At 74.0% G+C, this 12,618-nt stretch carries 10 protein-coding genes and 1 tRNA gene; 1 reads left to right on the forward strand and 10 read right to left on the reverse strand.

Annotated elements, in window-relative coordinates:
• Nucleotides 1-294 precede the first annotated feature (294 nt).
• The 6 genes from BJP25_RS24000 to tsaB all read right to left on the reverse strand — a co-directional run bounded on the left by BJP25_RS24000 (nucleotide 295) and on the right by tsaB (nucleotide 7,035).
• A tRNA-Arg gene (locus BJP25_RS24000) sits at nucleotides 295-366 on the reverse strand.
• 308 nt (nucleotides 367-674) lie between these two features.
• Nucleotides 675-2,126 carry a radical SAM protein gene (locus BJP25_RS24005; protein ID WP_075977253.1) on the reverse strand — a complete coding sequence of 484 codons (1,452 nt, stop codon included), beginning with the start codon at nucleotides 2,124-2,126 and terminating at the stop codon, nucleotides 675-677.
• A complete protein-coding gene (locus BJP25_RS24010; protein WP_233158234.1) occupies nucleotides 2,126-4,672 on the reverse strand; it encodes a glycosyltransferase in 2,547 nt (848 codons plus the stop codon). The genes BJP25_RS24005 and BJP25_RS24010 overlap by 1 nt, the downstream gene beginning before the upstream one ends.
• A 175-nt stretch (nucleotides 4,673-4,847) precedes the next feature.
• Complete coding sequence (tsaD, locus tag BJP25_RS24015) at nucleotides 4,848-5,891, reverse strand: tRNA (adenosine(37)-N6)-threonylcarbamoyltransferase complex transferase subunit TsaD (RefSeq protein WP_075977255.1); 1,044 nt, start codon at nucleotides 5,889-5,891, stop codon at nucleotides 4,848-4,850.
• A complete protein-coding gene (gene rimI, locus BJP25_RS24020; protein WP_075977800.1) occupies nucleotides 5,888-6,367 on the reverse strand; it encodes a ribosomal protein S18-alanine N-acetyltransferase in 480 nt (159 codons plus the stop codon). The genes tsaD and rimI overlap by 4 nt, the downstream gene beginning before the upstream one ends.
• Before the next feature lie 2 nt (nucleotides 6,368-6,369).
• Nucleotides 6,370-7,035, reverse strand: a complete 666-nt coding sequence (gene tsaB, locus BJP25_RS24025) for a tRNA (adenosine(37)-N6)-threonylcarbamoyltransferase complex dimerization subunit type 1 TsaB (RefSeq protein ID WP_075977801.1) — start codon at nucleotides 7,033-7,035, stop codon at nucleotides 6,370-6,372.
• Between the two features lie 114 nt (nucleotides 7,036-7,149).
• On the opposite strand from tsaB, the gene BJP25_RS24030 reads away from it, so the two are divergent.
• Nucleotides 7,150-8,580: an acyl-CoA synthetase gene (locus tag BJP25_RS24030; protein ID WP_408607193.1), complete on the forward strand. Its 1,431-nt coding sequence runs from the start codon at nucleotides 7,150-7,152 to the stop codon at nucleotides 8,578-8,580.
• A 609-nt stretch (nucleotides 8,581-9,189) separates the two neighbouring features.
• On the opposite strand, the gene BJP25_RS24035 is transcribed toward BJP25_RS24030, so the two are convergent.
• From BJP25_RS24035 to alr, 4 genes are read right to left on the reverse strand one after another with little or no spacing between them, the layout of a single operon-like run.
• The gene (locus tag BJP25_RS24035) at nucleotides 9,190-9,888 is read right to left on the reverse strand and encodes an HAD family hydrolase (RefSeq protein ID WP_075977256.1); all 699 of its coding nucleotides are present in this window, start codon (nucleotides 9,886-9,888) and stop codon (nucleotides 9,190-9,192) included.
• Between the two features lie 10 nt (nucleotides 9,889-9,898).
• Nucleotides 9,899-10,381, reverse strand: coding sequence for a tRNA (adenosine(37)-N6)-threonylcarbamoyltransferase complex ATPase subunit type 1 TsaE (gene tsaE, locus BJP25_RS24040; protein ID WP_075977257.1), 483 nt, complete (start codon nucleotides 10,379-10,381; stop codon nucleotides 9,899-9,901).
• Complete coding sequence (locus BJP25_RS24045) at nucleotides 10,374-11,462, reverse strand: alpha/beta fold hydrolase (RefSeq protein WP_075977258.1); 1,089 nt, start codon at nucleotides 11,460-11,462, stop codon at nucleotides 10,374-10,376. The genes tsaE and BJP25_RS24045 overlap by 8 nt, the downstream gene beginning before the upstream one ends.
• Nucleotides 11,459-12,541 carry an alanine racemase gene (gene alr / locus BJP25_RS24050; protein WP_075977259.1) on the reverse strand — a complete coding sequence of 361 codons (1,083 nt, stop codon included), beginning with the start codon at nucleotides 12,539-12,541 and terminating at the stop codon, nucleotides 11,459-11,461. The genes BJP25_RS24045 and alr overlap by 4 nt, the downstream gene beginning before the upstream one ends.
• Nucleotides 12,542-12,618 lie beyond the last annotated feature (77 nt).

A 12,618-nucleotide genomic window follows, 5' to 3' on the forward strand; every position in this document is an offset into this window, starting at 1 on the left:
TACGTGGTGGGCCTGACCACGAACTCCGAGTACTACTGGGCGACGACCTTCGACGGGTCCACCCACCAGGTCGTGCGCGGGGAGAAGTACGTGCAGATCCAGTTCGGGCACCGGGTGGCGTTCGTGAAGGCCTCGGACGTGGTTGTCACCTCCAGCTGAGCGGTGGCGGTGACCCCGGGATTAGTGGGACCCCGGGGTCACCGCACCTGGCGGCGCCCGGTCTGCGACACCGGTTTGCCCGTCGGTGGAGCCCGGGGCGCCGTGGTTGGTCCCGCGGTCGCGATCCGCGGGCAGTACCCCCACCAGGAGTCGAACCTGGGTCCCCGGTTCCGTAGACCGGTGCCTTGTCCGCTGGGCCATGGGGGTGGACGGGTCGGGACGGGCGCACGGCTCCCACCCCGACCCGAGTGCACCGGACCGAGATGTGGTGTGGGTGGGGCCCCGCCCGTGCGCGGGGAGCCCGACGACAGCAGAAGCCGCCTCGGCGCGGTGCGCTGGGGCGGCTTCCCGGTGACGTTGACCTGGGGTCAGGGCGTCACGGGGAACACCATCCGGGGGCGGGTCGCTCCGCCTGGTGGTAGCTGTGCTTCACGATCCCTCCTCGGGGGTCTCGTCGTCGTCGCTGGGACGACTATGCGCCGCGGCGGGGGCCGGTCGCAACGCAATTACCGGCGTCACAGCTCCTTGTTGATCAGCGCCTCGACCAGGGTGCGGCCGGTGCCGGTGAGCACGACCTCGCCCCGGGCGCGGTCGAGGACGAGCAGGTCGCGGGCGGCCATGCCCTCGAAGGACGACGCCCAGGGCTCGTCGAACAGGGACGTGCCGAAGCGGGCCCGGTGCAGGTCGTCGCGCAGGGGTTGCAGCGTCGTGAGCGCCATCTTCACCGCGCGGGCCTCCTGCGCCTGCGGGGTGAAGCTCGTGGCCGAGCCGAGCGGCACGCGGCCCTGCTCGACGGCCCGGGCGTAGTGGTCGCGGTTGGTGTCGGTGATCGCCTCCGACGCCCGGCAGGAGGAGCTGCCGCCGAGGCCGATGGCGACCTCGGCCTCCTGCTTGTCCTGGTCGACCATGATGCCCTTCCACTTCTCCGGGGCCAGCCCGGCGCGGGCGAAGTACATGGTGGGGTGCTCGGCGTACCCGGCGGCCACCAGGCCCTCGGTGAGCAGCTCGCGCATCTGGTACTGCTCGCCCAGGCTCGGCCAGTGGTGCCCCGACTCCCCCAGCTTGCGCCGGTACTCCGGGAACTGCCACGCCGCGGGCTTCTCCCCGGTGACACCGGTGCGGGTGTCCGCGTAGGACATCAGGTGCAGCTTGGTGCACACCACCGCGTCGACCTCGTTGTCCAGCACCACGTCCAGGTCGCGGCGGACGCTGTCAACGGTCTGGTCGAGCAGCCCGTACATCAGGTCGATGCTGGCCCACTCGAACCCGGCGGCGCGGGCGTTGCGCACGAAGTCGACGCACATCTGCGACGAGTGCTCCCGCCCGCACTCGCGCAACACCTTGTCGTCGAAGGACTGCACGCCGCTGGAGAGCTTGGTGCAGCCCAGTTCCCGCAGCAGGTCCAGCTTCGCCGGGGTGAAGGTGCTGGGGTCGCCCTCGAAGCGGACCGTCGTGTCGTCGGTGAACCCGAAGTTCTCCCGGTAGAAGTCCAGCAGCCTGCGGATGGCGCCCGCGGGCAGCAGCGAGGGCGTGCCGCCGAAGACGTTGAACTCCCCGACCGGGGCCCGGCGCAGGTTCGGCACGGCGTCGAGCCACAGCCGCGCCTCGCGGATGTTCCAGTCCACCCACTGCTCGGCCTTGGCGTCGACGACCTCGGGGCTGCCCTTGACCAGCACCACCGGGTACTGGCAGAAGCGGCACCGGTAGGCGCACGTGGGGATGTAGGACCACAGGTGGATGGGGGCCGTGGCCGCCAGCTGCGCGTCCAGGTCTGCCAGGAACGCCTCCGGCGCGTACCCGGGCACGTTGCCGGGGAACACGTGCGCGCCGAACGGGTCCTCGACCAGGTACTCCAGCAGGTGCGCGTTCGCCGGGTCCGCGAGGGTATCCAGCACGGCGGGCCGGGGGTGGCCGGAGTCCAGCGACAGCAGCGAGGCCAGGCCGGCGGCGGAGGTGGGGGCGCCCATCAGAACACACCCCCGTTGCCGAAGTAGTTGTGCGCCTCGCCGGATTCCCTGTCCTCGCAGTAGTAGCGCACGAACTCCGCGAAGCGCTCCGGTGGCACGTCGGCGAAGCAGTCCGGCAGCGGCGGCGGGTACCCGATGTCCTCGCCCACCGCGCGGCGCAGCACCTCGAACAGCTCCTCGCGGAACTCCAGGTACAGCCGGTAGGACGGCGTCTTGTAGCTGTGGATCGGGGTGAAGTCGACGATGCGCATCTCGTCGCGGATCTCAGCGATGCGCGCACCCAACCGGGCGGCGAAGTCCGCGCCCAGGAACTCGACGACGCGCTGCTCCTCCAGCAGCGAGGGGGTGAGCAGCACCGGCAGGACGAGGTTCTTGGGCGTGAAGTCCTTGATGGAGAACTCCCACGCCTGCCGCGCCTCGGCCGGGGTCAGGTCGTCGCCCCGCGCGGGCCCCGGCTCGTCGACGCGGATGTCGCGCATGACGATGGTGCCGTCGCTGCCGTAGGCGCGGCCGGTGATCACCTCGTCGAGGGCGTGGTTGACCCGGCGCGGGTTGATCTCCACCCGCGACCGCGGCGCGAAGGTGATGTCGTGGCCGCTGCCGCGCACCCGGATGCCGAAGTCCCAGTCGTCGGAGAGGTGGTTGACGAACCGGCCGTCGCGCAGCTGGTAGAACACCTCGATCCCGCCGACCGCCGCGTACGCCTCGCGCTCGACGGCGAAGCCCTTGCCGTCGGGGAACCCGCCGAGCACCGGCCACGCCGCCAGCCTGCACCGCAGGGTGCGCTGGATGGCGTCCCACAGCAGCGGGCGGCCGGTGAAGTGCTCGGCGGAGTAGTAGTAGTCGCACACCCCGATCGCGGCCTTGCTCGACTCCATCGCCTCGAACAGCTCCCACAGCCAGTCCGGGTCCACCACGCAGTCCGCGTCGGCCGACACCAGGTAGCAGCGCTCGTCGGGGTCGGTGAACGGGCGGGCCCGGCCGCGCTCGACGGCGAAGTCCATCCCGGCCCGCCGCGCGCACGACACGCCCTGCTCCGGCTCGGCGATCAGGTGCACCGCCAGGTCCGGGTGCGCCGCGGCGAACCGGCGGGTGATGGCGGCGGTGTCGTCGGTGGAGTTGTTGTCCACCACCACGACCTCGTACAGCTCGCGGTCGAGCGGCCCGTCCGGCCCGCGCTGGTCGCGCAGCGAGGCCAGCACCCGGTCGAGGTTCGCCGCCTCGTCGTACACCGGCAGCACCACGCTGAGCCGGGTGCGCGCGCCCATCGGCACCGGGTGCAGCCGGGCCACCGCGTCGCCCACCCGGTCGCGCCCGAAGTGCTCCTCGCCAAGCCGGTGGTTGTGCGCCATGACCGCGTGCCGCCTCTCCGCGTCGGTGATCAGGTCCGCCACCGCGGCGGTGAACGCGGCGGTGGGCAGGTCGTGCTCGGCCACGTCCAGCAGCGGCGCGGTGAACCCGCGGTCGCCGTAGACGGCGTCGTAGAGCTCGTAGCGGCTCGCCGCGTACGGGGTGCCGGAGGCGATCGCCTCACCGACTGGGTTGCCGTAGCTCTCGTAGTCGTGCGAGGTGAGGAACAGCGCCAGGGTCGCGTGCGCCAGCAGGTCGCGCACCCCGTACCCGTCGCCGGTGGCGTCGTAGGGGGCGAGCCTGCCGCCGAAGACCACCCGGTCGTCGACCCGCAAGCGCTTGCCCAGCGCGGTGAGGTGCGCGTGCTCGGCCGGGGACTCCTCGGTGTCGCCCGCCACGAACAGCACCGCGTCCACCCCCCGGGCGCGCAGGCCCGCGAGCAGGTGCAGGTCGCGGTCGATGCGCTTCTGCCGGATGACGCGGGTGAACCTGGCCAGCAGCGGGACGCCCTCGGGGATGCCGAAGTCGGCGCGGAAGGCCGCGTTGCGGCTGGTGACGCGGGCTTCGGCGTGGGTGAACGTGTTCGGCAGGACGCTGATGTTGCGCAGGCCGGGCGCCCACGCGGTCGTGCGGCGCAGCGCGTGCTCGTGCAGCGCGAAGTAGTGGATGTGCGGGCTGTTGCGGGGTTTGGGCGTCGTCGGGTACGGGTGCGCGCCGTACTTGCCGGTGCCCGGCTCGCTCTGCCACATCAGGTCGTGGTCGCGCCAGAAGACGAAGCGGCCCAGGCCGTGCCGGGCCCCGTAGCGCTCGATGGCCAGGTACAGCGCGTGGGTGTAGGTGATGTTCTCCGGCAGGGTGCCGTTCTCCACCACCACGACGGTGACGCCCAGGTCCTCCCAGTGCGCCAGCAGCCGGTCCGCGATCGCCTCGGCGGCCCGGTGCACCCGCGGCAGCAGCGCCCGGTCGTCCCGGCCGACGACCTCGGCCAGGACCCCCGCGACGAAGCCCTGGTCGTAGTCGGGGACCGAGCCCAGGCCGGGCACCCGGTCCAGGGTGATCCACGGGGGCAGGGAACGGGCTTCGTCGGTGTACGGGCGGTGGAAGCGGCCCTTGTCCGCCTTGACGTCGTAGCCGAGGTCGAGGCGCACGGCCAGCCCGCGGCGGTGGAACTCCGCGGCGAGCTTGATGAACTCCACCACGACACCGGAGAGAGCGGCCCCGTCGAAGGAAATCCCCCACAGGACTGGAGCCGTCGTCACATGTCGAGTATCTGCCGGCTCGGGTGCGCGGGTGCACCGCCGGATGGACCAGGCAGGGAGTCGGCCTTGTGGGCGACCGCAAACCGTGGTCTCCCGGTCGGGGAAGCCGGTGTCAGACGCTGACCACGTTGACCGGGAGGGCCGGGTTGGACGGCAGCTCCAGGCTGGAGGGCTTGACGCCCGCCTCGACGAGGTGCGCGCCGAGGGCGGCGATCATGGCGCCGTTGTCGGTGCAGAGGCGGGGGCGGGGGAAGCGCAGCCGCAGGCCCGCCTTGGCGCAGCGCTCCCCGGCCAGGGACTTGATGCGGGAGTTGGCCGCGACGCCACCGGAGATGACGAGGGTGTCGATGCCGTGGTCCTCGGCCGCGCGCAGCGCCTTGAGGGTCAGGACGTCGGCCACGGCCTCCTGGAAGCCCGCCGCCACGTCGTTGACCGGGATGGGGCGGGCGGCGCGCTCCTCGGCCTCGACCCACCGGGCGACGGCGGTCTTGAGGCCGCTGAAGGAGAAGTCGTACCGGGCGTCGCGGGGGCCGGTGAGGCCGCGGGGGAAGGCGATCGCGGCGGGGTCGCCCTGCTGGGCGGCCTTGTCGATGGGCGGGCCGCCCGGGTAGGGCAGGTCGAGCAGGCGGGCGACCTTGTCGTAGGCCTCGCCCGCCGCGTCGTCGATGGTGGAGCCCAGCTCGGTGATCGAGGTGGCCAGGTCGTCGACCTTGAGCAGCTGGCTGTGGCCGCCGGAGACCAGCAGGGCCAGGCAGGGCGAGGGCAGCCTGCCGTGCTCCAGGGTGTCCGCGGCGACGTGGCCCGCGAGGTGGTTGGCGCCGTAGAGGGGCACGTCGAGGGCCAGCGCGTAGGCCTTCGCGGCGGCGACCCCGACCAGCAGCGCGCCCGCCAGTCCTGGGCCGCAGGTGACCGCGATCGCGTCCACATCGGACATCCGCAGGCCGGACTCGGCGAACGCCCGGCGCACGGCCGGGACCATGGCCTCCAGGTGCGCGCGGCTGGCGACCTCGGGCACCACCCCGCCGAAGCGGGCGTGCAGCTCCACGCTGGAGGCCACCTGGTCGGCCAGCAGGGTCTTGGTGCCGTCGTCGTCGAGGCGGACGATGCCGACGCCGGTCTCGTCGCACGAGCTCTCGATGCCCAGGACGATGGTCACGGGGTGTCCTCCCCAGGGGTCGCGGCGGCGTGCGCCGGGCGGCGCATGGAGTACGCGTCGGCGCCGGAGGGCTGGTAGTAGCGCTTGCGCAGGCCGGTGGTGGTGAAGCCGTGCGCCTCGTAGAGGGCGATCGCGGCGGCGTTGTCCGTGCGCACCTCCAGGAACACGTCGGCGCCCTCGGCGTCGGCGCGCTCCAGCAGGGCGCGCAGCAGGTCCCGGCCGACGCCGCGGCGCTGGTGGCCGGGGGCCACGGCGATGGTGTGCACCTCCGCCTCCCGGTCGCCGGGGCGGCCCAGCAGGGCCAGGCCCGCGTAGCCGACCAGCTCGTCGCCGTCGCGGGCGGCGAGGTAGTGGTGGCCCCAGTCCAGCTCGGCGGCGAACGCGGCCTCGGTCCACGGGTCGTCCCCGGCGAACAGCTCCCGCTCCAGCTCGGCGCACCGGCGCAGGTCGGCGCGGCGCAGCGGCTCCAGGCGCACCGTCATGCCGGGGTCACCCGCTTGCGCGCGCCCGGCTCCACCGCGTCCGGCCTGCGCAGGTACAGCGGGGTCAGCTCACCGGGCTCGGCGCCCGAGCGCAGCGCGGCGGCGGCCGCGGCCACCAGGCCGACCGGGGTGGGGTGCTCTGGGCCGGTGACCGGCAGGTCGAACCCGCCGAGCCGGGCGCCGGCGACCCGGGCCACGCCCAGCTCCGGCAGGCGCTCGGCGAGCAGCGCGGGGGCCAGGACGTCCGGGCCCGCCGACCGGGTGCCGTCGGCGGCGTAGGCGGCCCAGTACAGCTCGCGGCGGCGGGCGTCGGTGACGACCAGCAGCGGCTCACCGGGCACCAGCGCGGCGATGGCGTCCAGCGAGCACACCGGGTGCACCGGGCGGTCGACGGCGTGCCCGAGCGCGGCGGCGGTCACCATGCCCGCGCGCAGCCCGGTGAACGGGCCGGGCCCGACCCCGCAGACCAGCGCGTCCAGGTCCGCAAGCGCTTTCCCCGCCTCGGCCAGGGCGTCGCGCACGTGCGGGGTCAGCAGCTCGCCGTGCGCCCTGGCGTCCACCGTGACGCGCTCGGCCAGCAGGACCGGCGGACCGTCCGGGGGCAGTTCGACGACCCCGGCGGTGACCGCGGGGGTGGACGTGTCGACAGCGAGGACCAGCACGGCTGTCAAGGTTACGAGGCCCGCCCGGCGGGCGTCGTACCGGATGCTCCGGGTGGGCACCACCGCGGTCGCGGGCACCCACCCGGGGGGCGGGTGCGCACTAGAGTCGGTGGGGTGCTGCTGCCGACGCTGCGTGAGCCCTCTGACCGCGACGCCGTCCGCTTCGGGGACCGGGCGCTGACCTTCGCCGAGCTGGCCGGGGCCGCCAGGGTGGTCGCCGCCCGGGTCGCCGGGGCCCGCCGGGTGGCGGTGTGGGCGACGGCGTCGCTGGAGACCTGCGTGGCCGTCGTCGGCGCGCTGGTCGCCGGGGTGGCCGTGGTGCCGGTGAACCCCAAGGTCGGGGCGCGGGAGCTGGCGCACATCGTCGGGGACAGCGAGCCGGAGCTGGTGCTGGTCGCGCCGGGGGTGGAACTGCCGGGGCCGCTGGCCGAGCTGGAGCGGGTCGAGGTCGACCCCGCCGCGCAGGAGCCGGGGCCGCTGCCCGGGCCGCCCGACCCCGAGCAGCCCGCGTTCATCGTCTACACCTCCGGCACCACCGGGCCGCCCAAGGGCGTGCTGATGCCCGGCCGGGCGATCGCGAGCAACCTCGACGCGCTGGCCGAGGCGTGGGGGTGGACCGCCGACGACGTGCTGGTGCACGCCCTGCCGCTGTTCCACGTGCACGGGCTCGTGGTGGGCGTGCTGGGGCCGATCCGCCGCGGCGGCGGGGTGCGCCACCTGGGCCGGTTCGACCCGCACGCGATCGGCGCCGAGCTGGCGGGCCCGGCGACGATGATGTTCGGCGTCCCCACGATGTACCACCGGCTCGCCGCCGAGTGCGAGGCCGACCCGGGGCTGGCCGCGCAGGTGGCGCGGGCCCGGCTGCTGGTGTCCGGCTCGGCCGCGCTGCCCGCCTCCGACCACGCCAGGATCACCCGCGCCACCGGCCAGGCCGTCGTCGAGCGGTACGGCATGACCGAGACCCTGATGAACACCAGCGTCCGCGCCGACGGCGACCGCCGCCCCGGCACCGTCGGCCTCCCGCTGCCGGGCGTCGAGCTGCGCCTGGTCGACGACGCGGGCGACCCGGTCGAGGGCTTCGACGGCGAGACCGTCGGGGAGGTGCAGGTGCGCGGGGAGAACCTGTTCCTCGGCTACCTCAACCGCCCCGACGCCACCGCCGAGGCCCTGCGCGGCGGCTGGTTCCACACCGGCGACATGGCCGTCCGCGAACCCGACGGCTACGTCCGCATCGTCGGCAGGCGCGCCACCGACCTGATCAAGAGCGGCGGCTACAAGATCGGCGCCGGGGAGATCGAGAACGCCCTGCTGGAGCACCCGGGGGTGGCCGAGGTCGCCGTCACGGGCGAACCCGACGACGACCTCGGGGAGCGCATCGTGGCGTGGGTGGTGTGCGCCGAGGGGGCTCGACCGGGGGTGGAGGAGCTGGGCGAGCACGTGGCCGCGCTGTTGTCGCCGCACAAGCGGCCGCGGGTGGTGCGGTACTTGGATTCGCTGCCGCGCAACGAGATGGGGAAGGTGACCAAACGGGCGCTGGGGGTGTGAGGCGGGATCACCCTTGGGTGGGTCGCTCAATGGTGGGCGAGTTGTCCACAGGGAGATCGTTTTCGGGGTGTTTGCGCTGGTCAGCGCGGTAGAATGGCCGCAAGGGACCAGAGCCCCTTGGGTGGGTGGGGGCTGCGGATGGTGACGCGTGGGGGCGCGTGGAGTTGATCTTGGCTCGGTGTGGACGGGTGGGATCGGCACGGTGTGGACGGGTTCTTGGCGCAGTGGGGGGCCTGTCCTCGGGGGCCGCGAGTGTGTAACTCGGGAGGTGGCGAGTCAAGGGCGCCCTGCGGGCGTCGCTTCGCGATGGGCTTCGCCCACCCTTGACACACCACCTCCCGAGCTACGAGCGGCCAGGACTGGGTCAGGCCGGGGTGTAGGCAACGCCGTGACTTCTTGCTCAGCTGAGCATCGTTGGGTTTGCCGAGCTGGTGGTGGGGCTGGGCACCATGGTTTGCGGGGTGGGGGTGGCGTTGGCCAAACGACGGCTTTAGGGATGGGCTTCGCCACAGGGCATGGGGGTACGAAGCGGTTGGTGGGGGTGAGCGACGGCTTTGGGGATGGGCTTCGCCACGGGGCGTGGGTGGGCTCGTGGGGGAGGCGGGGTGGTCAGAGCCAGGGGTCTATGAGGGCGGGGAGGTCGGCCAGGGAGGGGAGGATGGCGTCGGGGGCCAGGTCTGTGGGGACCAGTTGGTGTTCGGGGATGGGGCTGTGGGGGATGAGGATGGCCTTCATGCCGATGGATTTGGCACCGTGGATGTCGTCGTAGGGGCGGTCGCCCACGTAGATGCATTCGGCGGGGTTGGTGACGCCGATGGCGGCCATGGCTGCCTCGAAGGCTTCGGGGTGGGGTTTGGTGTGCTGGAGGTCGCTGCTCCAGACCCAACCGTCGAAGTGGTGGAGGACGTTGTCGCGGCGGAGGATGTCCTCGTGCCAGTGGCCGGGCCAGGAGGTTGAGGAGAGGACGCCGGTGCGCAGGTTCCTGGCCTTGAGGGCTTGGAGCATGGGGGCGGCTTGGGGGTCGGTGCGGGTGGCGGGGTCCCAGTAGCTGCGGAAGGCGTCGAGGGCTGCGGGGTCTGCGGGGGCCCCCGCGCGGTCGAGGACGTCGTAGAGGGTGAAGGCGCGGTGGTGCTCCTTGACCCGGACCCAGAGTTCGTCGTCGGCCGCGAGGGCGGCTTGGGCGAGGGCCGCCGCGGCACCGGGGTCGTCGGGGTGGACCACGTCGGCGTAGGCGCGCCAGGCGGCCAGGTGGTCCATGGTCGTCCACGGGGTGAGGGTGCCGCCCCAGTCGAAGATCACCGCACGCATGCGGGAGAGCCTAGGGCGTGCGGGTGGGGAGGGAGAACGGGAAATCGGCCCGGTCCGCCCACGCGCCGTGCGGTTCCAGGGTGGCGGTGCGGGTGTCGTCGTCGTGGCGGGTGAGGCGGATGACGAGGTGGTCGGCGTTGAGGCGGTGGGCGGAGCCCTCGCCCCACTCGACCACCACCACCGAGTCCGGCAGGGCGCTGTCGAGGTCCAGGTCGTCCAGCTCGTCGAGGTCGCCGCCCAGGCGGTAGGCGTCGACGTGGACCAGGGGGATGCCGCGGGCGCCCGCCGGGTGGTGGCGGGCGATGACGAAGGTGGGGCTGCTGACCCGGCCCTCGACGCCGAGGCCCGCGGCGATGCCCCTGGTCAGCGCGGTCTTCCCGGCGCCGAGGGGGCCCGCCAGGATGACCAGGTCGCCCGCGCGCAGCTCGGCCGCGAGCGCGCGGCCGAAGGCCTCGGTGTCCTCGGGGGTCGGCAGGTGCAGGGGGTCAGGCACGGCGCCACCACTTCCTCCGGCCCGCGCCTCGGCCGCGGGCGCACTCGCGCAGCAGGGTGACCAGGTGGTCGTCCACCAGGTCGGGTCGCTCCAGCATGACGCAGTGGCCCGCGCCCGCGGCGCGCACCAGCTGGGCGTCGGGCAGCTCGGCGGCGATCCGCTCGGCGTGCGAGAACGGGGTCATCCGGTCCTCGTCGCCGGAGAGGACGAGGACCCGGCAGTGCTTGAGGCCCGCCAGGGCCGCGTACCGGTTGTGGCTGCCCAGGGTGGGGATGAAGTCGGCCAGCACCCGCACCGGGGTCACGTCCAGCATCTGCACCAGGAACGTCACCACGCCGGGGCTCACGCTGCCGCTGCCGAACCCCAACCGGCGCACCGCCGCCCTGGTGACCCCGCCGCCCGCGTGCCGGATCAGCTCCACCAGGCCGGGCTGCCAGTCGGCGACCTCGCCGACGAGCCTGGTCAGCGGGTTGTACTTGGACAGGATGGGGCGGGGCAGGCCGCGCTTGCCGATCTCCCCCGCCGACGTGCCGATCAGCGCCACCCCGCGCACCCGGTCGGCGAACAGGTCCGGGTGCCGCTCGGCCAGCGCCATGATCGTCATGCCGCCCATGGAGTGCCCGACCAGCACCAGCGGCCCGGTCGGCGCGGCCACCCGCAGCACCTCGTCGAGGTCGGCGGCCAACTGCTCGATGGTGCTGGTGGGGCCGGTGGCGCGGGCGGAGCGGCCGTGGCTGCGCAGGTCGAACAGCACCTGGCGCACCCGGGGGGCGGTGAGCGCGGCGAGGGCCTCGCGCTGGAAGTGCCAGCACAGCCTGCTCAGCGCGAAGCCGTGCACGAACACGACCGTCAGCGCGGGGTCGCCGCCGTCGTCCGGGTCGACCTCCTCCACCGACAGCGCCAGGCCGTCGTCGGTGGCGACGCTGAACTCCCGCGAGGGGGGCAGGGTGCCCAGCCGCTCGTCGGGGCGGCGCTCGTCGGGGCGGGGGCGCCCGCGCGCCGCCCGCACGGCGACCGCGGTGCCCGCGACCGCGATGCCGACCCCCGCGCCGATGACCCCGGCCCAGCCCGCCCGGTTCACGCGTACCGCCTGCTGACCCGGGGCCGGTGCATGCCGGTGACGACCTCGTAGTCGATGGTGCCGAGGGTGTCGGCCCACTCGGTCGCGGTGGGCTCCCCGCGCGCGGCGTCGCCGAACAGCACCACCTCGGCGCCGACCGGCACGTCGTCGTCGCCGCAGTCCACGACGACCTGGTCCATGCAGACGCGGCCGCGCACCGGGCGGCGCTTGCCCGCCAGCAGCACGTCGAACCGGTTGGACAGCAGGCGCGGCACGCCGTCGGCGTAGCCGACCGGCACCAGCGCCAGGGTGGTGTCGACCGGCGCGGTCCAGGTGTGCCCGTAGGACACCGACTCGCCCGCGGGCACCCGCTTGGTCAGCGCCACCGACGAGCGGAAGGCCATCACCGGGCGCAGGTCCTCCGGCTGCGGCAGCGGGTTGAGCCCGTACATCGCGATGCCGACGCGCACCATGTCGAAGTGCAGGTCCGGGCGCGACAGCGTGGCCGCGGAGTTCGCCAGGTGCCTGCGCGGGCGCAGCCCGGCGGCCAGCGCGACCTCGTGGGCGGCGGCGAACCGGCGGGCCTGCTCGTCGGTGGCGGGGTGGCCGGGCTCGTCCGCGCGGGCCAGGTGCGACCAGATGGAGTGGACCTCGTTGTCGGAGGCGGCGGCCGCCGCGCACAGCTCGGCCCACAGCGGCGGCGGGCACCCGGCGCGGCCCAACCCGGTGTCCACCTTGAGGTGCACGCGCCCGCCGCGCACCCGGGCCAGTTGCTCCACACTGGACACCCCGATGTCCACACCGGCCGCTACGCCTGCGGCGAGGTCGGTGCCCGCGGTGTCCAACCAGGCCAGCACGGGCGCCTCGACCCCGGCCGCGCGCAGCGCGAGCGCCTCGGCCAGCGAGCAGGACCCGAGCCAGGTGGCGCCCGCGGCCAGCGCGGCCCGCGCGACCGGGACGGCGCCGTGGCCGTAGCCGTCGGCCTTCACCACCGCCATCACGTCCGCGCCCGCGGCCCGGCGCACCAGCAGGGCGACGTTGTGCCGCAGGTTGTCGAGGTTGATCTCGACCTCGGCGCGGACGGGGTTGTGGGCTGCCATGGCGGACCCATCGTCGCAGTGTCGGAACCCGGCCGCCACCCACCCCGGTGTTCCCCGCCTCACCCCGCGCAGGCCTA

Source organism: Actinokineospora bangkokensis (genome assembly GCF_001940455.1).
Classification (GTDB): Bacteria; Actinomycetota; Actinomycetes; order Mycobacteriales; family Pseudonocardiaceae; genus Actinokineospora; species Actinokineospora bangkokensis.